A 25,457-nucleotide genomic window follows, 5' to 3' on the forward strand; every position below is an offset into this window, starting at 1 on the left:
ATGTTTTTAAAAAAATTCGAGTTACACGGTTTTAAATCTTTTGCCGATAAGACAGATCTGGATTTCAAAGATGGTATCTCGACGATTGTCGGACCAAATGGTAGTGGGAAAAGTAATATCAGTGATGCAATCCTTTGGGTTATGGGCGAACAAAGAATGAAATCTCTTCGTGGTGCGAAGGTAGAGGATATAATTTTTTCTGGTAGCGATACCCGTAAACCTTTGGGTATGGCAGCTGTATCAATTACGATGAATAACGAAGAGGGTGTACTGCCGCTACCCTATGAAGAAGTTACGGTAACTAGAAAAGCCTTTCGCTCAGGGGAAAGTGAATTCTACATCAACAAGACACCATGCCGTCTGAAGGACATCCAAACTCTATTCAATGATACGGGAATTGGAAGGGATTCTTTTGCCATGATTGGTCAAGGTCGTGTCAATGAAATTATCATGGCGAAACCAGAGGATCGCCGTGCAATGATTGAAGAATTGGCTGGTATCGTAAAATATCGAAATCGAAAAAATGAAGCTTTACGAAAAATAGCCAATACCGAATCGAATTTAGTACGTGTTATGGACATTATTTCTGAGCTGAGCGTAAATTTGGAGCCACTAAGTGATGAAGCGCAAAAAGCGCAAACTTTTCTGGACATAAAGGATGAACTAGATGATTTAGATATTAATCTATTGGTTCGAGATATTGAAAATGGTCAAAAAGATAAGGATGATCTTTCGGCACGAATTGCTCGCATGGAAGAAGAAACTGCGGCACTAGAAGCCAATATTGCCCAAGAAGAAGCTACTTTTGAAACAGAAAGGCTTTCTCTCGACGCGATTAATGAAGAACTATCTAAAAAACAAGCACAACTATATGAACTTAAAAGTACCTCTACCCAACTGAGTGGTCAGTTGGAATTAAGTGAAACCATGCTGGACAATTTGCGTAATCGAAAAGAAAAACTGGAAGAAGAAGAAAGCTGGCAAAGCAAAAAGATAGAGAATCTTAACAGCATTCACCAAGAAAAGATAGAAGTACACAATAAGCTTAAGGCATTATTGGAAGAAAAATCTAATGAACAGCATCTGTTGCAGAATCGCGTACAGTTTTTATTTGATAAAAAGAAAGAAAAGGAAGAATCGATTGATTCCCTAAACGGGAAATCACTAGACGAAATACAATATTTGGCAAGTTTGCGAAATGAATACAATAAAGTTGTTTACGATAAACAGGCTACTTTAACACGAGAAGATAAAAATAAAGAGGAAGCCAAAAAGATTAAAAAACAGATAGAGCAATTGGAAACACAAAGCAATGACCTATCTAATGTTGTGAATCAACTGGATACAGAGTATCGTAGTTTGAGCACAGACTTAGGCAAGCAAAAGCTTGATGCTGACACATATCGTAAAAAGTCAGAACAGATGGGACTCTTGTTAGGACAAAAACAGCGAGAACTACATGAAGTTGAATCTAAGAAAAAAGTCTTAGAGGATATCCAAAAAGAACATGAAGGCTATTATTTTGGAGTCAAATCTGTGCTAAGGGCAAAGCAGGCTGGTGAAAAAGGCTTTAATCTTATACATGGGGTAGTTGCTGATCTGATTAAGATTGATAAGAGCTATCTTAGAGCCATTGAGACAGCATTAGGAAATTCGATTCAAGACTTGATTGTAGAAAGTCAAGAAGCAGCAAAACAAACAATAAGTTATCTCAAAAAGAGCAAGGGCGGTCGGGCTACATTTTTGCCTTTGGATACCATTGTGCCAAGAACACTGCGAGATAAAAACAGGAATGTTTTGGAGTTAGACGGTATTTTAGGTACAGCCAATGAGTTAGTGGAACATGATCCTAAGATTCGTACTGCAATTGACTATCTATTAGGATCTGTCTTAGTAGCGAAAGACCTTGATGTGGCTGCAAAAGCTTCAAGATTAGCCAATCAATCACTTAAGATTGTAACCTTAGACGGTGATGTAATTCATCCTGGTGGCTCTATGAGTGGTGGACAGCAAGATAATAAGCGTTCTAGTATTTTGAGCCGAAACATTGAAATACAAGAACTCAAAAAATCAATTGAAAAAATACAGCGCGAGATTGGTAAGGGCAACATTGCTTTTGAAAAGCTCGCCAATACAATTGGAGAATTAGATAGCTCTGTTGAAACGATTAGCGCAAAAAGACGTGAACGAGAGGAACTGCTCTTTCAAAAACGTCAGGAATTGGATTTTTTAAATCGTAATCTTAAAGCCAAAAAGGAATCGTTGGAGCTCTATTCCTTAGACGGTCAGGACTTGTCTAGTCAAAAGCAAGAGCTACTGCGGAGTGAAGAGGAATTAGAAGAGAAAATTCGTATTTGTACATCTCGCACTGAAGAGTTTGATGCTGAATTGAGCAAGCTGCAAAATGAATACAAGCAATGCTTAGAACAGATTGAAGTAGCTAAAGATGAGCAAAATAAGGCAAATATCGAATTTGCATCTTTACAAGAAAAAGAATCTGGCATGAAGGATGCCTTATCCGTCTACTATGGACAAACAGAAGAAATAAATGGTCGACTAGAACAGTTAGTAGAAGAAAAAAACAGTCTTATCGTTAGCATGCAAGAGCATGAAGAAAAGTTGGTTCAATTCAATGAAAATATTGAGCATCTAGGCAGTACCATAGAAGACCTAACTTTTGAAATGCAGGATAAAAACAAGGAAAAAGATGCACTAGCGGATTCTATAAAAAGTAAGGCGACTGGTAGTAAAGAACTACGCAAGATTTTAGCAGAGAAAAATAAAATACTGAATGCAGACAATGTTAAAATGGCAAAACGGGAAAGTGATTTAGAGAATAAACTGAAGCGTTTAGAGGAACGGCATGAAGTTTCATATGAAGAAGCTTTGCAAAAGAAACGAGATATTGAAGATTTAAAGAGTGCTGAAAAAAGATTGAAAGAGTTAAAACGGGAGATGGCTTTCCTAGGAACTGTTAATTTGGCCTCCATAGATGAGTATACTCGTGTCAAAGAACGGTATGATTTTTTAAGTAAGCAAGAATCTGATTTGCGTGATTCTATTGAAAAATTGGGCAAAGTAATTTCTGAAATAGATGGTGTTATGGTAGAACGCTTTAAGGATAGTTTTGATAAAATTGCGATATCCTTTAAAGAATCCTTCCACAGCCTATTTGGTGGAGGAGATGCATCACTATTTTTGACTGATCCAGATGATTTATTGAACACAGGGGTAGATATTGAAGCCAGACCTCCTGGTAAGGGGCTGAAAAACATGAACCTTTTGTCAGGTGGAGAAAAGGCCTTAACGGCAATATCACTTTTGTTTGCATTTTTGAAGATAAAACCCTCTCCCTTCTGTGTTCTTGACGAGATTGATGCTGCATTAGATGAAGTGAATGTAAATAATTTTTCAAATTATTTGAGAGAGTTTTCTGGTGAAACTCAGTTTGTGGTTATCTCCCATAGACAGGGAACCATTGAAAATTCAGATTCCTTATTTGGGGTTACGATGGATAAGAAATCAGGAATTACCAAAATGGTATCTGTTAGATTGGCTGAAGCAGAAGAAGTAAAAAGCGAAGCAAAGGAGTTACAATGATATTAGATTATCTTAAGAAAGGGCTTTCTAAGACAAGAGAAGGCTTTGTTGGAAAAATTGAAGAATTGGTAACTGGATACAAAAAACTAGATGATGATTTTTTTGATGAATTAGAGGAGATACTAATCCAAGCAGATATTGGTGCTGTAACCAGCATGGAATTAGTTGAAAGGTTAAAGAAGGAAGCTCATGAACAAAAGATCGATGACAGTAGTGAAGCCATCACTTTACTGAAAAAGCAGATTGAACGTATTATGGGACACGACAGCCCACATCTAAATCTTCAAGAAAATGGCCTAACTGTAATTTTGGTCGTGGGTGTAAATGGGGCAGGTAAAACGACTTCGATAGGTAAAATAGCCTATACCTTAAGACAGCAGGGTAAAAAAGTGGTGCTGGCGGCAGGAGATACGTTTAGGGCCGCTGCCACAGAACAACTGGAGCGTTGGGCCGAGGATGTTGGGGCCAGTATCATAAAACAAAATGAAGGAGCTGATCCAGCTTCAGTGGCCTATGATGCCTTGCAGTCTGCCAAAGCCAAGAATGCAGATGTACTACTTGTAGATACTGCTGGTCGTTTGCATACGAAAGTCAACCTTATGGAAGAAATTAAAAAAATCAAACGAGTCTTAGAAAGAGAATACCCAGGCGCACCCCATGAAACCTTATTAGTAGTTGATGCAACTACCGGACAAAATGCAATAGAACAGGCAAAACTGTTTAACAAGGCTACTGGAATCACCGGTATTGTACTTACAAAACTGGACGGAAGTGCAAAGGGTGGTATTGTGATTCCGATTGCAGATAGGCTGGAAATACCCGTTAAACTGATAGGGGTGGGCGAGGGTAAGGATGATCTTCGACAGTTTTCACCAAAGGATTATGCTGACACCTTATTTTCAAAATAGAAGTGCTTTCGAATAAATGGTATGCAGTATAGCAACGATTAGCTGAGAATAGTAACACCTGAACGGATGTTAGTTAAAAGCGAAAGCGCTCTTTTATCTAACAGGATAATTAAATACTGCGATTCTATTGACAAGCATTGTACCTTGACGTACAATGCTTGTGGTGTAAAGAAAGAAAACTTTACAGGAGAGATAATATGCTTGAAGAAAGAATGAAAATAATTAACTATCTCGATGCATATAACCCGTTGCTCACAGAGCACCAAAAAGAGACCATGGGCTTGTACTATCTTCAGGACTTATCTTTAGGTGAAATATCAGATAATATGCAGATTAGTCGACAAGCTGTACATGATGTAATCAAGAGAACTACCAAGGCTTTAATTGAGTACGAAAAAAAGTTGGGTGTAGTGAAGAAACAAGAAACAACCAAAAAGCATTTATCCAACGTTATTGACAACTTAGAAACAGGGTTGCCCAAACAGGTGGAATATGCAATGCTGATGCTAAAAAAAATAAGAGATGATTTTTAGATAGAGGTACTATGGCTATATTTTCAAATTTAACAGAAAAACTACAACACGCCTTTGCAGGCTTGCGAAAAAAAGGGAAGCTAAGTGAAGACGATGTAAAAGCTGCCTTAAAAGAAGTTCAAATTGCACTTCTTGAAGCGGATGTAAACTACAAAGTGGTGAAACAATTCATCAAGGATCTTAGAGAAAAGTCCATCGGTAAGGACATACTAGAAAGCCTTACACCAGCTCAGCAAGTAATCAAATTGGTGAATGAAGAATTGACAAAATTGATGGGTGGAGAAAAGTCATCCATTACTTTGGCTTCAACGGCTCCAACTGTTATCATGATGTGTGGATTACAAGGGGCTGGTAAATCAACGACCTGTGCGAAACTGGCTAATCATTTTAAAAGCCAAAATAGGAAGGTCCTACTTGCAGCCTGTGACATTTACCGTCCAGCTGCTATAAAACAGCTCCAAGTACTTGGAGAATCTTTGGAAATACCAGTATTTACATTGGGTGAAAACACCAATCCAGTTGACATTGCAAAAGGTGCTGTTGAAAAAGCAAAAAAATCAGCTTTAGACATCGTTATTATCGATACAGCTGGTAGACTCCATTTAGATGTGGAAATGATGAATGAGCTTGTTGAAATAAAAAAAGCAGTACACCCACATGAGATATTATTAGCAGTAGATGCTATGACAGGTCAAGATGCACTGAATGTCGCCGAGACCTTCGATAAGGAATTGGGTATCAACGGCATATTGATGACTAAAATGGATGGTGACGCTAGAGGCGGTGCAGCAATATCGGCTAAAGCGGTCACTGGCAAACCGATAAAGTTCATGGGGACTGGGGAGAAAATCACAGACTTAGAAGTTTTTCACCCAGAACGAATGGCCTCTCGTATCTTAGGCATGGGTGATGTGCTTACGCTTATTGAAAAGGCCCAAGAAAATTTTGATGAAAAAAAAGCGCTTGAATTGGAAGAAAAGATTCGCAATTCAACCTTTACTTTAGATGACTTTTTAGAGCAAATGGAAAGCATGAAAAACATGGGCTCCATGGAAGACATCATGGGTATGATTCCTGGAATGAATAAACAAATGAAAAATGTCCAGGTTGACGAAAGACAAATGGTTCGAAACAAGGCAATCATCCAGTCTATGACTAAGGAAGAAAGAAATGATCCTCAAATGATTAATGCAAGTAGGCGAAAAAGGATTGCCAGAGGAAGCGGTACGAGTGTACAACAGGTAAATGTATTGCTGAAACAGTTTAAAGAAACACAAAAAATGATGAAAAGAATCGGACAAATGGGAAAGGGCAAAATGCCCAAAATCCCTGGTCTGTTCTAAATAAAACCATATAAGGAGGTGAAAACATGGCAACTAAAATTAGACTGAAAAGATTAGGCGCGAAAAAAACACCATTCTATAGAATCGTGGTCGCTGACTCTAGAGCTCCAAGAGACGGACGCTTCATCGAGGAAATTGGATATTTCAACCCGATTAGTGAACCCAATGAACTGAAGATTGATGAGGAAAAAGCTTTGAAATGGTTATCCACTGGCGCACAGCCATCTGAAACTGTTAAATCTCTTCTCAAAAAATCCGGCGTTTGGAAGCAATATAAGAAGTAGTACTTAGGAGGAAGATTATGGAAAAACTCGTTGAAACCATTGCAAAATCATTGGTGAATCAACCAGAAGAAGTCCATGTGAATACGGTTCAAAAAGACGACCTAACCATAATTGAACTTAGAGTAGCTGACGATGACATGGGAAAAGTCATTGGTAAACAAGGCCGAATTGCGAAAGCGATTCGCTCGGTTGTTAAAGCTGCGGCCATCAAAAAGAATCTTAAGGTCAACGTAGACATTATTGAGGATTAGTATGGATAAAGCAGTCATAGCCCAAATTGTGAATACACATGGTGTGAAAGGTGAGGTCAAAGTTCTTCCGCTGATGGACTCTCCGGAAATGGTGTTACACTATGACCGGTTCTATCTAGAAAATGAAAGTGGCGAGCTTCATGTGCTACGCGCTAGACTTCACAAACAGATGCTTCTTATCGAATTTAAAGAGATAGACACCATGGACAAAGCAGAATCTTTTAAAGGAAAATATCTCACCATTCCCAAGAGTGAGTTGCCTGCTTTAAAAAAAGGATCCTATTATCTGCATGATTTGGAAGGGATTTCAGTCTATACAGATGAGGATGAGTACCTTGGAAAAATAGATTCGATATTAGAGACTGGTTCAAGAAATGTTTTTTCAGTGTTGGATGAAGAGAATAAAGAAATTCTATTGCCTAACATAGAAGATGTAGTGCTGAACATAGATCTTGAGAGTCAACGGATGGTTGTTCATCTGATGCCCGGTTTGCGGGATTAGGAGTAGATATGATTTTTGATGTATTGACATTATTCCCTAGCCTTTTTGATAATTTCAGAAATGAAAGTCTGATACAAAAGGCAATAGAAAATGGAATCCTAGAAATCAGAACAACAAACTTTCGTGATTATACGTACGATAGGCATAATACAGTAGACGATTACCCTTTTGGCGGCGGTTCTGGTATGCTTTTAAAGCCTGAACCAATTTTCATGGCTCATGCGGATTTAATGCAGAAAACAGAAGCGTCAAAGACACGAACTATTTACATGTCTCCTAGCGGTACAACGCTGAATCATCAAAAAGTTATTGAGTTAACAAACTATGACCATCTGGTGATTCTTTGTGGCAGATATGAGGGCGTGGACCAAAGAGTAATTGATAAACTAGTAGATGAAGAAATATCAATTGGTGATTATGTACTCTTCGGTGGTGAGCTACCAGCTATGGTGCTTATCGAAGCAATCAGTCGACAATTAGAAGGTGTTTTAGGCAATAATGAAAGTCTGTTGAGTGAAAGCTTTAGCAATGGTTTGCTGGAGTATCCTCAATACACAAAGCCTAGAGAATATTGTGGACTTAAGGTTCCCGAAGTATTGCTAAGTGGTAACCACAAAGCTATCGCACAATGGAAAAAAGAAAAATCGCTAGAAAAAACCAAAGAAAGAAGACCAGATCTTCTTTTGAAAATCAAGAAGCAATAGGAAGGAGGACGAATATGGATATTATTCAAGCTATTGAAAATGAACAAAAAAGAGACGATATACCTAAGTTCAATCCAGGAGACACGATTACAGTAAGTGTAAAAGTTGTTGAGGGAACGAAAGAAAGAATCCAGGACTTCACTGGTATCGTAATTGCCATGAATGGCGGAGGCATCCAAGAGAACTTCACTGTTAGAAGAATCTCTTATGGTGTAGGAGTGGAAAGAGTATTCCCACTGCATTCTCCAAGAATTGCAGGCATAAAAGTGCTCAGAAAAGGTAGAGTAAGAAGAGCTAAAATCTACTATCTGCGTAATAGAACAGGCAAAGCCGCAAGAATCAGAGATAAAAAGTAATTCAAGGACCGGGTTTCCGGTCCTTGCCTTGTTATTGCTAGAAAGAAGTGTTATATTTTAAAGGCAATATAAGGAAGGGTAGGAAGGCTTGCAATGACAGAAATTGATAAAAATGTTGAAAAAAAAGAGCAACAAAATAAATCGTTTAAACCTTTTTTGGAATTAATCCAGGCCTTGGTAATTGCCTTGGTAATTACCTTTGTGATTCGCACATTTATATTCCAGCCATTTTGGGTTCCAACGACCTCGATGGTGCCAACACTAAAGGTGAACGACCGAATCCTAGTCAATGAGCTTTTCACACGTTATGGCGAGGTGCAAAGAGGGGATGTAATGGTTTTCCATTATCCACTGGATCCCAATGATATCTATGTTAAACGTATGATTGCACTTCCTGGAGAAAGTTTAGAAATCAAGGAAGACGGTATCTATATTGATGGCGAACAGATTGAAGAACCATATTTGGTCCATGACTACAAGTATGAACCGATGGGTCCTGTCTTGGTGCCGGAAAACTCATATTTTGCCATGGGCGACAATAGAGACCATAGTGCAGATTCAAGAATTTGGGGATTTGTTCCTGAAGAAAACTTCATTGGAAAAGCCTTTTTGATTTATTGGCCATTTTCTGAGATGGGACAAATTGAATAAACCATACCCTAAATTAAAATTGTAGTGGATTAAATACAAAGTAAGTTAATGGGGAAGCAGTAAACGGTTCGCTTTATCTCATATGAAAATTACGTAGGAAAGGCATTTCGTATACTGACCCCTTGAGGGACAGATCGATTAAGGAAAGATATGCATATACAATGGTATCCAGGTCATATGGCCAAAGCCAAGAGATTATTAAAAGAACAAATAAAGGCAGTAGATATAGTTATTGAAATACGGGATGCTAGAATCCCTATTTCATCAACCAATCAGGATTTGATAGAACTGATTGGAGACAAGCCTAGGATTGTAGTGCTGAATAAATCTGATTTGGCTGATCTAAATCGCTTGAACGCTTGGGAAAAAATACTACGCCAAGATGCTTTTGCCGTAGTTAAAGCAGATAGTTTGCAAAGGAAAGGCATCAAAACAGTAATTGCAAAATGCCAAGAAGCTTCAAAAGAAATGCAAAAAAAACGGACCCAAAAGGGACTTCTGCCTAGAGCCGTCAGAGCGATGGTAATTGGTATTCCTAACGTGGGTAAATCCTCTTTTATTAATGCTATGGTGAAACGAGGCTCCGCCAAAACCGGAAATAAACCTGGCGTCACCAGGGGAAATCAATGGGTACGTATTTTAAAAGATATTGAACTACTTGATACACCAGGTATTCTGTGGCCACGTTTTGAGAATGAGCAAACTGGAGAATATTTAGCTTTCACAGGTGCAATCAGTGAAAAAATATTTGATGTAGAGGAAGCATCACTACAGTTGATTTGTATGCTCAGGGATGAGTATCCTGGAACGCTGTCTTCCTTTTATGGATTGGAAAATGAAGACGATAAGAACTATATCTTAATGAACGACATCGGTATTAAACGTTGCTTTCTTGATAAAAAAGGAGAAGTTCAAACGGAACGCACTGCATTACGTTTGCTTCATGATTTTCAAGAAGGAAAACTAGGAACGTACACCTTAGATAAACCTGAAGAGGTAGGGAACTAAGATGAAGGTCAAGACTATTCAGCAAATATTGGCAAGCAAGAGCATTAGCCCATCTTTGATGGACAGTATAGAAAATGACTCGAGAAAAAACATACAAGAAGCACTGAAAAAAAGATCCAGAGGAATGGTAAAGGAACAAGAAGAACGATTGCGTCTGATGAATATGTATCAACTAGAAAAAGAAGGTTTGGAGTTTGGCTTAAGTGTCGGTATTGATGAAGCCGGTCGCGGACCGCTGGCCGGACCAGTGTATGCTGCCGCTGTCATTCTTCCAATGGGTTTGTATATTAAAGGATTGCGAGATAGTAAAAAAATCAAGCACGATGAAAGAGCAGATATTCGACACGAAATTGAACAAAAAGCGATTAGTATTGGGTGGGGATATGCTAGTGTAGAGGAAATTGATAATGACAATATCCTTCAAGCTACGTATCTAGCCATGAAACGAGCCTATCATAAGCTTTCTGTACGTGGAGAATATGTCTTGGTCGACGGGAACGGCAACCCTGGTATCGAGAATGTAATCATAAAGCCAGTAATAGGTGGTGACAATCTGTCAGCCTCCATTGCGGCTGCTTCAATTATTGCTAAGGAAAGAAGGGATGAGATCATGTTGTCTTTACATGAACTGTACCCTGAGTATGGCTTTGACAAACACAAAGGATATGGTACCAAGGAACATTATCAGGCATTGGATAAATTCGGACCATCTTTAGTGCATAGAATGAGCTTTTTGAGAAAATGGAGTTTCCATGATTAAAGAAATAAGATTGCAAAAATATATGGCCGACCAAGGAGTAGCTTCTCGAAGAAAAAGTGAGGAGATTATCCTAGAGGGTCGGGTTCGTGTAAACAATAAGGTTATTAAAGAACTTGGAAGTAAGATTACTCCAGGTGTCGATAAGATTATTGTTGATGGGAAACCAATCGGTGGTCGTATTGAGTATGTTTACTTGGTGCTTAATAAACCAAAAGGTTATCTTAGTACCACTTCAGATCCAAAGGACCGGAAAACAGTCTTGGATCTTGTCAAAGATGTAAATCAACGAATCTATCCTGTGGGACGTTTAGATTACAATACTGAAGGATTGTTGATTATGACCAACGATGGTGAATTGACTTACTCAATGACTCATCCTAGCAAAGAATTGAAAAAAACCTACCATGCAACCATAGATGGTATTTTAAGCATTGAAGATGTAGCTAAATTGCGTAAAGGTGTTGATATTGGAGATTATGTGACCGCACCAGCCGAAGTCTATATCTTAGAAGAAAAGTCAGATGGTAGTGTTGTAGAGATAATTATTCATGAAGGTAAATATCGCCAGGTAAGACGAATGTTTGAAGCATTGGGTTACGATGTTAAACGCCTAGTAAGAACCCAGATTGGCAATATTACAAAAAAAGGAATCCCTAGGGGTAAATACCGTCATCTAAAAAAATCTGAGGTATTAGCCTTAAAAGGTCAAAATAGTAGAAAAGAAAGAGGAGGAAAACATGGCAAAAGATAGTTCATTCGATATAGTTTCTGAGATTGATTTGCAAGAAGTAGATAATGCAATCAACCAAACGAAAAAGGAAATTACCCAGCGCTATGATTTCAAAGGAGCAGATGCAACGGTTGAGTTTGATCGTAAGGAAAAAATCACCTTTAATGCAGCCAATGAGTACCAAGTTGGCGCAATCTTGGACATTTTGCAATCGAAATTAGTTAAACGCGGAATTGATATCCGAGTTTTGCAGCCTGGCAAGATTGAACCAGCAGGTAAGCGATATAAGCAAGAGCTTATTGTTCAATCAGGTATTAGCAAGGAAAAGGCCAAAGATATCGTTTCTCATATTAAAAAATTGAAACTGAAAGTTCAATCTCAAATACAGGAAGAACACGTTCGTGTTAGTGGAAAGAATCGAGATGATTTACAAGAAGTAATTACTTCTTTAAAAGAGACTGATTGGGACCAACCACTTCAATTTATTAATTTTAGAGGTTAGTGAGTAAGATGAGAGTGGCACGAGAAGGGCTTTTGATAACAATTTATTTGTTACTGGGCTTCTTGATGTTGGGAATTTATCCCAGCCCGATAGATGCGCCATTAATGCAAACAAAAAAAATATATACGCCAGCTTCTTTAAGCCATATGGTTCTTACAGAAGACCTACGGATAAGCTTTATCGGGGATATTATGATGCATGATACTCAGATTACGGGTGCTTATCAAGGTGAGGGGGTATATGATTTTTCTGAATCATTTGCTTATGTTAAACCATATATACAAGAGTCTGATTTTGTTATAGCCAATTTGGAAACTACTTTTGCGGGTGCAAAAGCTGGTTATTCTGGATATCCTAGATTCAATGCGCCAGATGAATTGGCTACCAATTTAGCGGATATCGGAATTGATCTTTTGGTGCATTGCAATAATCATGTTTTGGATACCGGATTCAATGGACTCGTACGAACCAAAAAGACCATTGAAGGTGCAGGCATGATGAGTGCTGGTACTAGATTGACCCAAGATGCTGACACCGTGGTTTATTTTTCTGTACAAAATACTGATTTTGCACTCATCACTGGTACTTATGGAACCAACGGTCTTACGCTTCCTACAGATAAGAAATATATGCTTAATGTTTTAGACCCTGTAAGATTAGTGGAAGATATTAAGAAAGCAACCCAAAAAGCAGACTATGTCATTTGTTTTCTGCATTTTGGAACTGAATATGAGGAACACCCCAATAGGGCACAAATTGCGCTAGCAGAAACCTTAGTAGATGCTGGTGCGGATGCAATTATTGGCTCACACCCTCATGTTATACAAACTGATGGATTTATTGATAATAATATAGTAGTATATTCACTAGGGAACTTCATATCAGCTCAAAGAGGGGCAAAAAGACGTACCGGCATGATTTATTCTTTAAATTTGGAGAAAAATCTAACTGACGGTAATGTTAGACTCAAGAATACGGAATATTTTCCGGTTTTCACCTACAGAGCCGCTGATGGTAAACGACCTTACTATCTTGGGCCTTTGTCGGATAATCTAGAAGAAAACTCCGAGACGCACTTTCAGAAAAGTGATTTTGCCTTGGTCGAGGAAGGTCTTTCATATCTGGAACAAACCAATCTATTTGCTGATAATGCTGCTCAGTAATCGTTTAGATGAACGGCTAAAATATTTAATATACAGACGGAGGAAGAATTATGGTTAAAATGTTTTACGACAATGATGCTGATCTAAACATCATCAAGTCAAAAAAAGTTGCAGTATTGGGCTATGGTAGTCAAGGACACGCTCATTCATTGAGCTTGCATGATAGTGGTGTTGATGTAAAAGTCGCACTAAGAAAAGAAAGCAAACGTTGGGCAGAAGCGGAAAATGATGGTTTAACTGTATGTACAGTTGACGAAGCCTGCGAATGGGCTGATGTTATTATGGTTCTTTTACCAGATGAATCACAAAAAGAAGTGTACGATACACAGATTTTACCACATCTTACTGCAGGCAAAGCCTTGGCCTTTGCGCATGGATTTAATATTCATTTCGGCAGAATTAAACCACCGAAAGATGTTGATGTATTCATGATTGCACCAAAATCACCTGGACATCTTGTTAGAAGAATGTACACGGAAGGTGCTGGTGTTCCAGCTTTGGTAGCTGTAGAACAAAATCCATCAGGCAAAGCATTGGATTTGGCATTGTCCTATGCTAAAGGTATTGGAAATACAAGAGCTGGCGTTCTTGAAACTACCTTCAAAGAAGAAACCGAAACGGATTTATTCGGAGAACAAGCTGTTCTTTGTGGCGGTACTGCTAGATTAATCCAAGCTGGATTTGAAACTTTAGTGGAAGCTGGATACAAGCCTGAAATTGCTTATTTTGAGTGTTTACATGAACTTAAACTGATTGTAGACCTTATTTATGAGGCTGGTATAAGCAATATGCGCTATTCAGTAAGCGACACTGCTGAGTATGGCGATTTGACTAGAGGTCCTCGTATTGTAACAGAAGAAACCAAAAAAGAAATGAAAAAAATTCTTTATGAAATTCAATCTGGAGAATTTGCAAGAGAATACATTGCAGAGAATCAAGCAGGAAGACCTAAATTTAATGCTCTGCACAGAATGGGTGAAGAGCACTTGATTGAAACTACTGGCCATAGACTCAGAAAAATGATGCCATGGTTAGGCGATAAGAAAGCAAAATAGATGAGACTTAACAGGGTGAAAGTTTTCTTTCACCCTGTCTATTTGAGGTAAACATGTCTGTAATTGTAATCGGTGGAGGCGTATCCGGTATGATGGCTGCTATAGCTGCAGCCCAAAAGGGTGCCAAAGTAGTCCTCCTAGAACATAAACAAAAATTGGGTATAAAACTCAGCATAACAGGAAAAGGTCGTTGCAATTTGACAAACATAGCAAGCCAAGATGACTTTTTGTCCCAAGTTCCTGATAATTCCCGTTTTTTATATAGTAGCCTGAACCAATTTTCTTCTCAGGATTTAAGAGACTTCTTCGAGAATCATGGCTGTCCTCTTAAAGAAGAGCGCGGTGGACGAGTTTTCCCAAAATCCGACTCAGCGAAAGATATTGTACAAGTTTTAACGAAACAACTGCAAGTACAAACAGTTGAAGTCCGAACCAATGTTGAGGTAACGAAGGTTTTCCAAGAAAATGGGTGCATACAAGGGGTAATTTTATCGAATGGTGAAACATTACTAGGAACAGTAATTATAGCTACCGGCGGCAAAAGTTATCCTCTTACCGGATCTGATGGAAGTGGATATCGCTTTGCGAGAGATTTTGGTCATACGACGACTAAATTATTTCCATCCCTTGTTGGCCTATACTGCAAAGACGAGTGGATTGAACAACTAGCTGGATTAAGCCTTCGAAATGTGAATTTATGTGTTGGGCAAGGTAAAAAGAAGAGGGAAGCTTTTGGTGAGATGCTTTTTACTCATCAGGGTATTTCTGGTCCCATCGTCTTAACATTGTCTAGACATATTGTGAAACAATTGAATGAAAAAGACAGCGTAGAAGTATTTTTAGATTTCAAGCCTGCACTAACTGAAGATATATTGGATCAACGTCTTATTAGAGAGTTTTCAGAAAATGCAAAAAAAGACCTAGTGAATGTTATGAAATCTTTACTACCCAGTGCACTTATTCCCGTCATTTTGAAAATAAGTGAATTGGAACCACATATGAAATGTCATGCGGTGAACAAACAAGACAGACAAGGTTTAATTAGTGCCTTAAAACACCTTAGATTGACGGTTACCGGACATGCTGGATATAAGGAAGCCATCGTAACACAAGGTGGCATCAACGTACGAGAGGTAAATCCCAAAACAATGGCCTCGAAAAAAATGGAAGGGCTATATATGGCGGGGGAAATGTTAGATCTCGACGCTTATACTGGTGGTTACAATCTGCAGATTGCATTTTCAACCGGTTATGTCGCTGGTGTTCATGCAGCGGCTTACGATAAGGAGAAAACCGTATGATATCTATAGCCATTGATGGTCCTGCAGGATCGGGGAAAAGTACCATAGCGAAGCAACTAGCATCTCAACTAGGGTTTCTATACATAGATACAGGTGCGATGTACCGAAGTGCTACTTACAGCGTCTTAAAGGCCGGTTTACTTCCTACAGATGAAGACCGTATCGTAAAATTGGTGTCAAATCTCACAATTGATCTTAAAGGGGGACCTTCTGAACAAAAGGTATTCGTTGATGGTATTGATGTAACCGATGAAATTCGTAAAGATGAAGTATCTTCACTAGTTTCAGAGATTGCTAAAATTGGAGCTATTCGGAAAATCATGGTAGATAAGCAGCAAAAGATTGCATGCGAACATTCTGTCGTGATGGATGGGCGAGACATTGGAACCAAAGTTTTGCCAGAAGCAGACTTTAAGTTCTTTTTAACGGCAAGCCTTGAAGAAAGAGCGCGACGTCGAAAAAAAGATTTCGAAGCTTTAAAAGAGAATATTAGTTTCGAACAAATTAAAGAAAGTATCAGAAAACGGGATGAAATAGACGAAGGAAGAAAGATAAGTCCCCTTAGAAAAGCAGAAAACGCCATTCTAATTGATACCACCACAAAAAGTGTGGAAGAGATTTTAGATGATATGCTCATAATAATCAATAAGAATGGAAAAAAAGAATTTACTTCTTGATAAATACCTTATATAATTATTTCCGTAGGTATTAGAGAATTAGGAGTTAAAATTGATAATCAGAGTAGCAAAAACAGCTGGATTTTGTTATGGAGTGCGACGTGCGATTGATATCGCACAAAAGGCTAGGGATGAACATGGGTTCATTTATACCTATGGTCCACTCATACATAACGCCCAGGAAGTAGAGCGATTAAAAAGTCAAGGCATTATGGAAATCAAGGATGCATCTTCTGCCGACTATCTGGTCATTCGTTCACATGGAATTGGAAAGGATACTAGAGAAAGCTTGCAGGATAGCAATAATTTGATTGATGCAACCTGTCCAAATGTGTCAAAGGCCCAACGACTTTGTTCCCGGCTCGAAAAAGAAGATTATCATTGTATCATCGTGGGTGATAAAGACCATCCTGAAGTGCTGGGCTTACTAGAGTGGGGTGGAAAGAATGCAATTGCTGTAACTTCTGTTGCTGAGATTCCAGAATCTATTCTAGGATGCAAAGTTGCTTTGCTGTCACAGACCACACAGGATGAACGGCTGTTCAAGGAAATCGAGAAATGGCTAACCGAGAGGGTAGCCGATTTGAAAGTATATAACACCATCTGTCTTGCAACATCAAGTAGACAGAAGGAAGCCATAGAACTGGCAGAAATATCTGATGTAATGATTGTAATTGGCGGTAAACATAGCGCCAATACCAATAAATTATTCTCTATAATTAGAGAAACAAAAACTCCGGTGTATCACATTGAAGAAGCTTGTGAGCTAAAAAATAAATGGTTCGCAAGTACGGATACAGTTGGGGTAACAGCTGGCGCATCAACGCCAGACTGGATCATTGAGGAGGTTGTTGTAGCAATGGAAGAGATTAAGAACGAAACAATGGAGGAAAATACGGAATTAACTATGGCCGATATTTTCACCCCCAGCAGCGATGAGACTTATAAAGTCGGCGATATTTTAAATGCAGTAGTCGTGCAAGTGGGGCAAGACGAGGTTCTCGTGGACATCGGCGCAAAACGCGAAGGCGTAGTTGCAGCTAGAGAACTGGAGAATTTTGAAGAACTTAAAGCTGGTGATGAGCTTGAGTTGATGTTGGTTAAGAAAAGCAACAGAGAAGGCGCACCTGTGCTTTCTAAAAAAGCGATTGCCAGAAGAAAATATGAGAATGAAAAAAGACAACAAAAACGCGAGATGGCTAAAAAGTTCGACGGACTTAGTGCAAGCTTTGAAGAAAAAACTGAATTCGAAGTTACCGTTACCGAAGAAGTTAAAGGTGGCGTAGTCGTCGATTTAGATGGCCTTAGAGGATTTGTACCTGCTTCTCATTTAGAGATTGGGTTTGTTAACGACCTGAGCAAGTATGTAGGTGAAAAACTTCGTGTTCGCATTATTGAACTTGATAAAAAGAAAAATAGAATCGTTTTATCTCAAAAGGATATTTTAGCTGAAGAACGTGAATCACTAAAAGTAGAAACTTGGGCTAAACTTGAAGAGGGTGCTGTAGTAGAAGGTACGGTTTGCCGTACTGCAAAATTTGGTGCCTTCGTTGACCTTGGTGGCATTGATGGTTTGCTCCACATTTCTGAAATGGGATGGAATAAGGTAGATAAACCGGAAGACGCTGTAAACATTGGCGATAAAATCGAAGTGAAAGTTCTTTCTATCGACCGCGATAAAGAGAAAATTGCACTTAGCTTGAAAGCCCTCCAGGAAGATCCTTGGGTAGTAGCTTCTACTAAGTATCCTGAAGGTAGCGTTGTTAAAGGTAAGGTATTAAGAACCACTGATTTCGGTGCATTCGTTGAAATCGAACCTGGTTTTGAAGGCTTGCTACATATCTCCGAACTAGCTTACGAACGTGTTGAAAAGGTTGAAGATGTCGTTAAACCTGGTGACATCGTAGATGTGAAGATCATCAAGATTAATCCTGATGAGAAAAAAATTGGATTGTCTATCAAAGCTACACTTGAAAAACCTGCAGCACCTGCAAGACCTAGACCTAAGAAAAAAGTTGCTCCTAAAGTAGAGAAAAAAGAGTTCCAATACTCTACAGAAGACGATGTTCCATTGACATTGGGAGATGTATTCGGCGATTTGCTGGATAGCACAAAAGAGTAATATAAAAGCGATGGCCTTGGCCATCGCTTTTTTTATTCTTTCTTTTGAAAAAAGAAGTTTTAAATATGTTAAAATAAACAAAGTGGTGCGCTTGACAGGATTCGAACCTGCGACTTCTAGCTCCGGAGGCTAGCGCTCTATCCACTGAGCTACAAACGCGAACAACTAGTAGTATACTGAATTCTATGCCAGATGTAAAGTGAGGAATACATAAAATATGAGAAGCATACAGTACAATCAAATCGTGCAAACTTTATCCAAAGCTTGCATAGATGCCAACATTCTGGCATCAGAGGATTTGCTCTGCGCCTACCAAAATGCAATTAAACATGATACTCAAGATATTGCTACGGAAGTGCTGCAGGACCTTTTTTTGAATGCCGAAATAGCCAAAAAAAATAATATGCCAATTTGTCAGGATACGGGTAGTGCCGTAGTGTTTTTAGAATTAGGTCAAGATATTCAAATAGAAGGCGGCTATTTGATGGATGCTATTAATGAAGGGGTACGCAAAGGGTATCGTGAGGGGTACCTAAGAAAATCTATCGTTTCCGATCCCTTAAAACGCATAAACACTGGCGACAACACTCCAGCCATAGTTCACACAGAAATAGTACCTGGTGATACCTTTCAGATTACAGTAGCACCGAAAGGTGGTGGAAGTGAAAACATGTCTAGATTAAAAATGCTCACTCCTTCAGATGGATGGGAGGGATTTAAAGACTTTTTACTTACGACTGTAAAAGAAGCTGGTCCCAATCCATGTCCTCCGATAATTGTCGGTGCTTGTCTTGGGGGCAATTTTGAAAGTTGTGCCTTGGAAGCTAAGAGAACATTGCTTAGACCTATTGGTGAACGACATAGCGACCCGGAAATAGCATCCTATGAGATGGAATTATTGGCGGAGGTTAACAAGCTGAATATTGGCCCCCAAGGATTTGGCGGTGATACCACTGCTTTTGATGTGCATCTTTCCTTTTTACCTTGCCATATTGCCTGTATGCCCGCAGCAGTAAACTTGAACTGTCATGTCGCACGACACATCTCGTTTACTCTTTAACTAGTGGAGATTTTATGAATTTAATGATTGCCATTGCCCCGGCTATATTGGTCTTGTATTACATCTATCAAAAGGATATCCTAGCAAAGGAACCTCCAGGCACATTATTGAAGTTGTTTATTTGGGGCGCTTTTTTGGTAATTCCTGCCAGCATCTTGGAAAATTCTTGGTATATAAATCCAACAGGTACTGATGTTATTGATTATTTTATGTTATCTTTTTTCAATGTGGCTTTGATAGAAGAAGGACTAAAATATCTAGTATTTATTGTTTTTATTTGGAAAGGCGAAAAAGAGTTTGATGAGTTTTTCGATGGGATAGTATATGCCATATTTATCTCTCTTGGATTTGCGACAATTGAAAATATTTTTTATGTAACGACTTTTGGTACATCAACAGGTATAATCAGGGCTATAACCGCAATACCTCTACATGCTGTTTGCGCTGTAATAAGTGGAAGCTATTTGAGCCGTGCTAAGTTTTTAAATCACGCATCAGTCAATTTAGTGAAAGCGTTTATTTATCCGATCCTGTTACATGGTTTATATAACTTTATACTATTTTTGAATAATCCGGTCATGTCAACCATAGTATTTCCTCTTTTGGTTATTTCTTACTACAGACTAGGATTAAAAAATATCAAAATGCTATCTGGAAAATAGAGGAGGAAGATCCTAAATGCCTAAAGAAATACATCTTACGACACCGATCAAAACAGAGGATATTTCTGAGCTTCGGGCAGGCGACCGTATTCTGTTGAGTGGAACTATATTTACAGCTAGAGATACAGCTCATAAAAGAATTGTGGCCAGCCTCGATAAAAATGAAAAACTACCTTTTGAACTTGCTGGATCAGTAATATATTATGCAGGACCTGCACCTGCTCCGCCGGGAAAACCAATCGGCTCAATTGGACCTACGACTAGCTATCGCATGGATGCATATGCACCTAGATTAATTGAACATGGTCTGAAGATTATGATCGGTAAGGGTTTGCGAAACAAAGAAGTGAAAGATGCAATTGTTAAACATCAAGCCATTTATTGCGCTGCCTGGGGCGGTGCAGGTGCCTTGCTTGCCAGTCGAATTATCGCAGCTACCTGTATTGCCTATGAAGAATTAGGGCCAGAGGCGGTATATAAACTGGAGGTTAAAGACTTTCCGGTAATGGTTGTAAATGACACCAAGGGACACGATGCATACGAACTATATGGAGGGATCAAATGAAAAAAATTGCAGTACTGATGGGCGGTACATCCACTGAAAGTAAAATCTCTCTCAAATCAGGAAAGGCTGTTGCGGAGGCTTTGCTAAGCAAGGGATATGACGTACTTTCACTAGATACATCTGAGACATCTTGGTTTACTAAGCTAGATAGTTTTGGCCCTGATGTAGTTTTTATTGCACTACATGGCAAAGGTGGCGAAGATGGTACTATGCAAGGCTACCTTGAAACCAAAGGCTATGTCCATACTGGAACAAATGTCTTGGGAAGTGCTGTTGCTATGAATAAAATAACCTCACAGCATATCCTGTCAAAAGCGGGGCTACCAATACCTCAATATTTTGTGATCGATATAGAAGCATATAAAAAGCAAGGGACTCAACACTCTATTCAATCCCTAAAGGAAGCTATTGGGTATCCGATGGTCGTTAAAGCGCCTTCCCAGGGCTCTTCGATTGGAATATATTTTGTTGAGAACGATGAAGAACTAATACAAGGGTTAGAAGCTGCCTTCCAATTAGAAGACCAATTGTTGGTGGAGTCTTTGATAGAGGGAATGGAGATTACGGTATCTGTTGTCGGCAATGAAAATCCGTTTCCTATGAATACATTGGAAATTACAACAACTACTGGATGCTACGACTATGAGACAAAGTATACACCTGGTATGAGTCAACATATTATTCCAGCTAGACTTCCAGAGTCGGTTAGACTACATTGCCGTCAAGTTTCCCGCGAGGCGTATAAGGCTTTAGGGTTACGTGGCTTTGGTAGGGTTGACTTAATGCTGGATAAGGACAATAATCCTTATATTCTAGAAGCGAACACCATCCCTGGCATGACTGAGACAAGTCTGATACCGGACGCAGCACGATACCTTGGAATAGATTTTGTAACGCTGGTGGAACTGATATGCGAAATGGCATTGGGAAATGATTTTCCCGAGAAGTATAAGGACATAACGAAGTGGTAAATAGTATTGATTTAAATCAACTCAAAAAATATTATGATCAGGCCAATGAAGCTGTTAATCAATGGTGGCTGAGCTATCAACCAATTTACGAATCAAATCATGCAAAAATGATTAAAGCGTTCCAAGAATTCAAGGTGACGCAGGAATGCTTCTCTGGTAGCACAGGATATGGTTATAGCGATTATGGCCGTGATCTTTTGGATAACATCTTTGCCCATGTATTTGAAGCTGAAGACGCGCTTGTACGCACGCAGTTGGTCTCAGGAACACATACCCTAGCTGTATGTCTATTTGGTCTTTTGCGACCGTCTGAACGCCTGGTATCGTTTTGTGGTACACCATACGATACCTTATTAGAAGTCATTGGACTGACAGGGAATCAAAAGGGAAGCCTGATGGAATTTGGAATACATTATTCTGAACTTCCGGAAAATCTTCCTCTACAAGAAAAAGTAGAGCAACTTCCAAAAGATACCAAAGTTGTGTTAATTCAACGCTCTAGGGGATATGCCTGGCGGGCCTCCTACAGCATTAATCAAATTCAAGATATGTGCCGAGCCATAAGGTTAAAAAGACCGGATGTTACGATAATGGTAGATAATTGTTATGGCGAATTTACCGAAGAAAGAGAACCTCTTGCTGCAGGAGCAGATATCATCGCAGGATCTTTAATTAAAAATCCTGGTGGCGGTCTTGCACCGATTGGAGGGTATATAGCAGGGCGCAAAGACTTGATTCAAGATGTAAGTTATCGGCTAACCTCTCCAGGAATCGGTCGGGAGGTAGGGGCTGTCGATGGCAGTACAAATCGGATGCTCTATCAAGGATTTTATTTGGCTCCTCATACGGTAGGAGAAGCCCTGAAATCAGCAGTTTATACCGCCTCCATTTTTTCGCAGCTGGGGTATGACGTGTCTCCTGGCTTACAGGATGTACGTTCAGGAATTGTGCAAGCTGTTCGCTTTAATAAAGAAGATGAACTTATCGATTTCTGTCAGGCTATTCAAAAAAACTCCCCCATAGATTCTCATGTAGTACCGTTGCCATGGGATATGCCGGGCTATGATGATGCAGTTATCATGGCAGCCGGAACCTTCATTAGTGGGGCTACTAGTGAATTAAGTGCAGATGCACCCATTCGCACGCCGTACACACTTTACGTGCAGGGTGGATTAAGTTTTGAATATAGTAGATTGGCAATTAATGAGGCAGTAAGAATGATTGTTAGCAACCGAAATTCCTAAGTACGAAAGCATTTGAAATAACAATTGAACAAGTACAGTAAAGGGCACGTTCATTTTTTTGAACGTGCCCTTATATTTACACATATAGCATTATCATTAGATTAGAGGTTAGGAAATATTTCGGTAAATCCCAATCACTTTACCGAGTATATCCACCTTATCCGCAAATATGGGTTCCATAGTGTGGTTTTCTGGTTGCAATCTGAAACGTTTATTTTCTCGGTAAAATCTTTTAATAGTTGCTTCATTGTCTGGTAGCATGGCAACCACGATTTCACCATTATTGGCCGTGTTTTTCTTTTCAATAATTGCTAAATCACCATCATTAATTCCTGCTTCAATCATGGATTCCCCAACAACTTCCAAGATGTAAGCATCTCTGCTGCCAATCAAAGATAGAGGAAGGGGATACGTTTCCTGGATATTCTCGATGGCTTCAATGGGAATACCAGCGGTTACTCTACCTAAAAGAGGAACATTGACCATTTGAACATCTGCTAATAGTTCAGGAGCAACAGAAATGGAATCATCCATTTCTACAAGCTCAATCGCTCTTGACATAGCATGATTGCGTCTGATATAACCCAAAGCCTCCATATTTTTTAAATGTGTATGTACAGTGGAAATGGAATGTAGTCCAACTGCTTTAGCAATTTCGCGTACAGTGGGCGGATACCCTTTTTCTGAAACGTATCTTTTGATCATATGATAAATTTGTTCTTGGCGCTTGGTTAAATCAGTCATCATATATCCTCCTTAAATGGATTATATCATAGGTAGATTGTTGTTACAAACATATGTTCTGTTTATTTCTTTACAACGAACTAATGTTCTGTTATTATAGCTATAGAGAACGAATGTTCGCATAGGAGGCGATGTCATGTTTTGGAATAAGAGAAAGAAAGCAAAGAGAAGAAGAATTGTAATTCGGATAAGCAAGGCAGCTTTTGTAGTTCGTGTTTTGAGCATGATAATTGCTTTACAGCTGATTTTGATACCAACAGCGTATGCAATTAATCGAGTGGCCAAGACTGATAAGATACTATCCAATAATGAGCTAGCTTCTATAGAAGCTACTTCCTATAGTACAATACTAGTCCAAAAAGGCGATACGCTATGGGATCTTGTTGAGGAAAACTATTCTGGTACCAAGGATATACGCGAAATAATTTATTTTGTAAAAGAGTCTAACGGCATTGATTCTACCATATATCCTGGGCAGACTTTAAATATCCCAATTGAGTGATTATATTTGCTAACATGAACTAAATAGTAATATACTTATGCTACAAGTAATCTTGTAGCATTTTTTAATGGGAGGTATTATGAAACGCAGATATAAAATTGGTTTAACGGTCGTTATCCTTGTATTAATCGCAGCGGTATTTTGGGTAGTGACTGGTGATAAGCCACAAAGTATTACTAGTAAGGTTGTTGCGCAAGAGCCACTACGACAAATATTTAGTGCTTCAGGGAAAATTGTTCCTCACAAAACTATCGATATTCAATCGCAAATATCTGGAATTATAAAAAGCATACCTGTAAGCGAGGGACAACTAATTGAAGAAGGCGATATTTTGGTTGAATTGGATAATACGGATGCCTTAAATGCATTGGAAGCGGCAGAACTTCGAGTTGAAATTGCACAAAGCTCACTAAAAGAGTTAGAAACATCAAGCTTATCTATGGCTGGAGAAACATTAAATCAAGCAAAAATTGCATTAAACAGTCAAGAAGAATTAGTTGCAGATTATGAATATCTCTATTCGAATGGTGCTTTGGACCAAAATACCTTGGAAAATGCCATAGCAAGATACAAAGCACTCTCATCTCAATACAATAGTGCATTAGCCAATTACAGATCTTTTCAAGGTGGCGGTGCTCTAAATAAATCTGCAAAACTACAGATAGAACAAGCGAAAAAAGATTTACTTTCTGCTACTACAACTTTAGATAAATATTGTCTAGTTAGCCCTACAAGTGGACTTCTAACAAATATTGTCAAAGAAGAAGGCGAAGTGGTACAGGCTGGTACAACCATCCTAACTATTGCTGATGAACCCAACTCCTACGTATTATTAAAAGTAGATGAAAAGAGCATAGGAAAGATTGAGCTTGGTCAAACTGCCTCCGTTTGGCCAGAAGGAAACCCCAATAAACTTGTTCCTGCTGTAGTTGATAATATCGGTTCTAAGGTGGACGATGATACTGGAACGGTTGATGTTAGGCTTAAACTAGATCAATCAGATAATGCTTTCATCCAAGATCTAACAGTAAGAGCAGAAATTTTAGTAAAAAGTTTAGAAGAAGCAATTATTTTGCCTGCTGAATTTCTATATGACGATAATCCTAGTAGTGTACTGGTAGTAGAGGGGGACCAAACTGTTGTTCGTACAATTCGTATCGAACAGGTTGATTTAACCAACTATTTGGTCTTAGAAGGATTAGAATTGGGTGACGAAATTGTATTGCCCAATGAAAGCAATCGACTTAATTAGTGAGAGG

General features: G+C 38.9%; 27 protein-coding genes and 1 tRNA gene. 26 read left to right on the top strand and 2 right to left on the bottom strand.

The annotated features are described in order from the left end of the window. The 19 genes from smc (at nucleotide 1) to JR334_03350 (ending at nucleotide 18,450) form a co-directional block, all read left to right on the top strand. Entirely contained in the window at nucleotides 1–3,600 is a 3,600-nt protein-coding gene (gene smc / locus JR334_03260) for a chromosome segregation protein SMC (GenBank protein QRN86256.1), read from the top strand. After that, the gene (gene ftsY / locus JR334_03265) at nucleotides 3,597–4,508 is read left to right on the top strand and encodes a signal recognition particle-docking protein FtsY (protein QRN86257.1); all 912 of its coding nucleotides are present in this window, start codon (nucleotides 3,597–3,599) and stop codon (nucleotides 4,506–4,508) included. The genes smc and ftsY overlap by 4 nt, the downstream gene beginning before the upstream one ends. Nucleotides 4,509–4,705: 197 nt before the next feature. After that, nucleotides 4,706–5,041, top strand: coding sequence for a DNA-binding protein (locus JR334_03270; protein ID QRN86258.1), 336 nt, complete (start codon nucleotides 4,706–4,708; stop codon nucleotides 5,039–5,041). Between the two features lie 11 nt (nucleotides 5,042–5,052). After that, nucleotides 5,053–6,384 (top strand): signal recognition particle protein, encoded by a 1,332-nt coding sequence (gene ffh / locus JR334_03275; protein ID QRN86259.1) that lies wholly within the window; start codon nucleotides 5,053–5,055, stop codon nucleotides 6,382–6,384. A 26-nt stretch (nucleotides 6,385–6,410) separates the two neighbouring features. Beyond that, a complete protein-coding gene (gene rpsP / locus JR334_03280; protein QRN86260.1) occupies nucleotides 6,411–6,668 on the top strand; it encodes a 30S ribosomal protein S16 in 258 nt (85 codons plus the stop codon). Nucleotides 6,669–6,685: 17 nt separating this feature from the next. Beyond that, entirely contained in the window at nucleotides 6,686–6,919 is a 234-nt protein-coding gene (locus JR334_03285) for a KH domain-containing protein (GenBank protein QRN86261.1), read from the top strand. Nucleotide 6,920: 1 nt separating this feature from the next. Continuing rightward, the gene (gene rimM, locus JR334_03290; GenBank protein ID QRN86262.1) at nucleotides 6,921–7,421 is read left to right on the top strand and encodes a 16S rRNA processing protein RimM; all 501 of its coding nucleotides are present in this window, start codon (nucleotides 6,921–6,923) and stop codon (nucleotides 7,419–7,421) included. 8 nt (nucleotides 7,422–7,429) lie between these two features. Then, on the top strand, nucleotides 7,430–8,125 hold the full coding sequence (gene trmD / locus JR334_03295; GenBank protein QRN86263.1) for a tRNA (guanosine(37)-N1)-methyltransferase TrmD: 696 nt from the start codon (nucleotides 7,430–7,432) through the stop codon (nucleotides 8,123–8,125). Nucleotides 8,126–8,139: 14 nt separating this feature from the next. Then, nucleotides 8,140–8,481 carry a 50S ribosomal protein L19 gene (gene rplS, locus JR334_03300; protein ID QRN86264.1) on the top strand — a complete coding sequence of 114 codons (342 nt, stop codon included), beginning with the start codon at nucleotides 8,140–8,142 and terminating at the stop codon, nucleotides 8,479–8,481. Nucleotides 8,482–8,574: 93 nt separating this feature from the next. Then, nucleotides 8,575–9,132 carry a signal peptidase I gene (gene lepB, locus JR334_03305; GenBank protein QRN86265.1) on the top strand — a complete coding sequence of 186 codons (558 nt, stop codon included), beginning with the start codon at nucleotides 8,575–8,577 and terminating at the stop codon, nucleotides 9,130–9,132. A 150-nt stretch (nucleotides 9,133–9,282) separates the two neighbouring features. Further along, nucleotides 9,283–10,140, top strand: coding sequence for a ribosome biogenesis GTPase YlqF (ylqF, locus tag JR334_03310; GenBank protein QRN86266.1), 858 nt, complete (start codon nucleotides 9,283–9,285; stop codon nucleotides 10,138–10,140). A 1-nt stretch (nucleotide 10,141) separates the two neighbouring features. Continuing rightward, entirely contained in the window at nucleotides 10,142–10,900 is a 759-nt protein-coding gene (locus JR334_03315) for a ribonuclease HII (protein QRN86267.1), read from the top strand. After that, nucleotides 10,893–11,651 (top strand): rRNA pseudouridine synthase, encoded by a 759-nt coding sequence (locus JR334_03320; GenBank protein ID QRN86268.1) that lies wholly within the window; start codon nucleotides 10,893–10,895, stop codon nucleotides 11,649–11,651. The genes JR334_03315 and JR334_03320 overlap by 8 nt, the downstream gene beginning before the upstream one ends. Further along, nucleotides 11,638–12,132 (top strand): YajQ family cyclic di-GMP-binding protein, encoded by a 495-nt coding sequence (locus JR334_03325; GenBank protein QRN86269.1) that lies wholly within the window; start codon nucleotides 11,638–11,640, stop codon nucleotides 12,130–12,132. Before JR334_03320 ends, JR334_03325 begins: the two co-directional genes overlap by 14 nt. Before the next feature lie 32 nt (nucleotides 12,133–12,164). After that, nucleotides 12,165–13,295: a CapA family protein gene (locus tag JR334_03330; protein ID QRN86270.1), complete on the top strand. Its 1,131-nt coding sequence runs from the start codon at nucleotides 12,165–12,167 to the stop codon at nucleotides 13,293–13,295. Nucleotides 13,296–13,345: 50 nt separating this feature from the next. Further along, on the top strand, nucleotides 13,346–14,350 hold the full coding sequence (gene ilvC / locus JR334_03335) for a ketol-acid reductoisomerase (protein QRN86271.1): 1,005 nt from the start codon (nucleotides 13,346–13,348) through the stop codon (nucleotides 14,348–14,350). Nucleotides 14,351–14,403: 53 nt separating this feature from the next. Continuing rightward, entirely contained in the window at nucleotides 14,404–15,651 is a 1,248-nt protein-coding gene (locus tag JR334_03340) for an NAD(P)/FAD-dependent oxidoreductase (GenBank protein QRN86272.1), read from the top strand. Beyond that, on the top strand, nucleotides 15,648–16,328 hold the full coding sequence (locus JR334_03345) for a (d)CMP kinase (protein QRN86273.1): 681 nt from the start codon (nucleotides 15,648–15,650) through the stop codon (nucleotides 16,326–16,328). The genes JR334_03340 and JR334_03345 overlap by 4 nt, the downstream gene beginning before the upstream one ends. A 52-nt stretch (nucleotides 16,329–16,380) precedes the next feature. Beyond that, nucleotides 16,381–18,450, top strand: coding sequence for a bifunctional 4-hydroxy-3-methylbut-2-enyl diphosphate reductase/30S ribosomal protein S1 (locus tag JR334_03350; protein QRN86274.1), 2,070 nt, complete (start codon nucleotides 16,381–16,383; stop codon nucleotides 18,448–18,450). Nucleotides 18,451–18,533: 83 nt separating this feature from the next. Here JR334_03350 and JR334_03355 read toward each other — a convergent pair. Further along, nucleotides 18,534–18,609 (bottom strand) — tRNA-Arg (locus JR334_03355). A 58-nt stretch (nucleotides 18,610–18,667) separates the two neighbouring features. Between JR334_03355 and JR334_03360 the strand changes: the two genes are divergently transcribed. Genes JR334_03360 through JR334_03380 form a run of 5 tightly spaced genes read left to right on the top strand, consistent with a single transcriptional unit; the run spans nucleotide 18,668 to nucleotide 22,952 of the window. Next, a complete protein-coding gene (locus tag JR334_03360; protein QRN86275.1) occupies nucleotides 18,668–19,510 on the top strand; it encodes a fumarate hydratase in 843 nt (280 codons plus the stop codon). A gap of 14 nt (nucleotides 19,511–19,524) precedes the next feature. Continuing rightward, on the top strand, nucleotides 19,525–20,172 hold the full coding sequence (locus JR334_03365) for a PrsW family intramembrane metalloprotease (GenBank protein ID QRN86276.1): 648 nt from the start codon (nucleotides 19,525–19,527) through the stop codon (nucleotides 20,170–20,172). A gap of 16 nt (nucleotides 20,173–20,188) precedes the next feature. Then, nucleotides 20,189–20,737: a Fe-S-containing hydro-lyase gene (locus JR334_03370; GenBank protein QRN86277.1), complete on the top strand. Its 549-nt coding sequence runs from the start codon at nucleotides 20,189–20,191 to the stop codon at nucleotides 20,735–20,737. Then, a complete protein-coding gene (locus JR334_03375) occupies nucleotides 20,734–21,708 on the top strand; it encodes a D-alanine--D-alanine ligase (GenBank protein QRN86278.1) in 975 nt (324 codons plus the stop codon). Before JR334_03370 ends, JR334_03375 begins: the two co-directional genes overlap by 4 nt. A 5-nt stretch (nucleotides 21,709–21,713) precedes the next feature. Further along, on the top strand, nucleotides 21,714–22,952 hold the full coding sequence (locus JR334_03380; GenBank protein QRN86845.1) for a methionine gamma-lyase family protein: 1,239 nt from the start codon (nucleotides 21,714–21,716) through the stop codon (nucleotides 22,950–22,952). A 108-nt stretch (nucleotides 22,953–23,060) separates the two neighbouring features. Here JR334_03380 and lexA read toward each other — a convergent pair whose 3' ends face one another. Continuing rightward, entirely contained in the window at nucleotides 23,061–23,696 is a 636-nt protein-coding gene (gene lexA, locus JR334_03385) for a transcriptional repressor LexA (GenBank protein ID QRN86846.1), read from the bottom strand. Between the two features lie 136 nt (nucleotides 23,697–23,832). Between lexA and JR334_03390 the strand changes: the two genes are divergently transcribed. Beyond that, nucleotides 23,833–24,198, top strand: coding sequence for a LysM peptidoglycan-binding domain-containing protein (locus JR334_03390; protein ID QRN86279.1), 366 nt, complete (start codon nucleotides 23,833–23,835; stop codon nucleotides 24,196–24,198). A gap of 79 nt (nucleotides 24,199–24,277) precedes the next feature. After that, nucleotides 24,278–25,450 carry an efflux RND transporter periplasmic adaptor subunit gene (locus tag JR334_03395; GenBank protein ID QRN86280.1) on the top strand — a complete coding sequence of 391 codons (1,173 nt, stop codon included), beginning with the start codon at nucleotides 24,278–24,280 and terminating at the stop codon, nucleotides 25,448–25,450. The last annotated feature ends 7 nt before the right edge of the window (nucleotides 25,451–25,457 follow it).

This window comes from Clostridia bacterium (assembly GCA_016887505.1).
In the GTDB taxonomy this organism is placed as follows: Bacteria; Bacillota; TC1; order TC1; family UBA5767; genus UBA5767.

Bases quoted from the DNA above. Each gene is read 5' to 3' on its own strand.
- JR334_03325 (QRN86269.1), top strand. From the start codon at position 11,638: ATGGCAAAAGATAGTTCATTCGATATAGTTTCTGAGATTGATTTGCAA.
- JR334_03270 (QRN86258.1), top strand. From the start codon at position 4,706: ATGCTTGAAGAAAGAATGAAAATAATTAACTATCTCGATGCATATAAC.
- JR334_03285 (QRN86261.1), top strand. From the start codon at position 6,686: ATGGAAAAACTCGTTGAAACCATTGCAAAATCATTGGTGAATCAACCA.
- rpsP (QRN86260.1), top strand. From the start codon at position 6,411: ATGGCAACTAAAATTAGACTGAAAAGATTAGGCGCGAAAAAAACACCA.
- ftsY (QRN86257.1), top strand. From the start codon at position 3,597: ATGATATTAGATTATCTTAAGAAAGGGCTTTCTAAGACAAGAGAAGGC.
- JR334_03395 (QRN86280.1), top strand. From the start codon at position 24,278: ATGAAACGCAGATATAAAATTGGTTTAACGGTCGTTATCCTTGTATTA.
- ffh (QRN86259.1), top strand. From the start codon at position 5,053: ATGGCTATATTTTCAAATTTAACAGAAAAACTACAACACGCCTTTGCA.
- JR334_03365 (QRN86276.1), top strand. From the start codon at position 19,525: ATGAATTTAATGATTGCCATTGCCCCGGCTATATTGGTCTTGTATTAC.
- JR334_03360 (QRN86275.1), top strand. From the start codon at position 18,668: ATGAGAAGCATACAGTACAATCAAATCGTGCAAACTTTATCCAAAGCT.
- lepB (QRN86265.1), top strand. From the start codon at position 8,575: ATGACAGAAATTGATAAAAATGTTGAAAAAAAAGAGCAACAAAATAAA.
- lexA (QRN86846.1), bottom strand. From the start codon at position 23,696: ATGACTGATTTAACCAAGCGCCAAGAACAAATTTATCATATGATCAAA.
- JR334_03370 (QRN86277.1), top strand. From the start codon at position 20,189: ATGCCTAAAGAAATACATCTTACGACACCGATCAAAACAGAGGATATT.
- JR334_03390 (QRN86279.1), top strand. From the start codon at position 23,833: ATGTTTTGGAATAAGAGAAAGAAAGCAAAGAGAAGAAGAATTGTAATT.
- JR334_03315 (QRN86267.1), top strand. From the start codon at position 10,142: ATGAAGGTCAAGACTATTCAGCAAATATTGGCAAGCAAGAGCATTAGC.
- ylqF (QRN86266.1), top strand. From the start codon at position 9,283: ATGCATATACAATGGTATCCAGGTCATATGGCCAAAGCCAAGAGATTA.
- ilvC (QRN86271.1), top strand. From the start codon at position 13,346: ATGGTTAAAATGTTTTACGACAATGATGCTGATCTAAACATCATCAAG.
- rplS (QRN86264.1), top strand. From the start codon at position 8,140: ATGGATATTATTCAAGCTATTGAAAATGAACAAAAAAGAGACGATATA.
- JR334_03375 (QRN86278.1), top strand. From the start codon at position 20,734: ATGAAAAAAATTGCAGTACTGATGGGCGGTACATCCACTGAAAGTAAA.
- JR334_03320 (QRN86268.1), top strand. From the start codon at position 10,893: ATGATTAAAGAAATAAGATTGCAAAAATATATGGCCGACCAAGGAGTA.
- rimM (QRN86262.1), top strand. From the start codon at position 6,921: ATGGATAAAGCAGTCATAGCCCAAATTGTGAATACACATGGTGTGAAA.
- JR334_03345 (QRN86273.1), top strand. From the start codon at position 15,648: ATGATATCTATAGCCATTGATGGTCCTGCAGGATCGGGGAAAAGTACC.
- trmD (QRN86263.1), top strand. From the start codon at position 7,430: ATGATTTTTGATGTATTGACATTATTCCCTAGCCTTTTTGATAATTTC.
- smc (QRN86256.1), top strand. From the start codon at position 1: ATGTTTTTAAAAAAATTCGAGTTACACGGTTTTAAATCTTTTGCCGAT.
- JR334_03340 (QRN86272.1), top strand. From the start codon at position 14,404: ATGTCTGTAATTGTAATCGGTGGAGGCGTATCCGGTATGATGGCTGCT.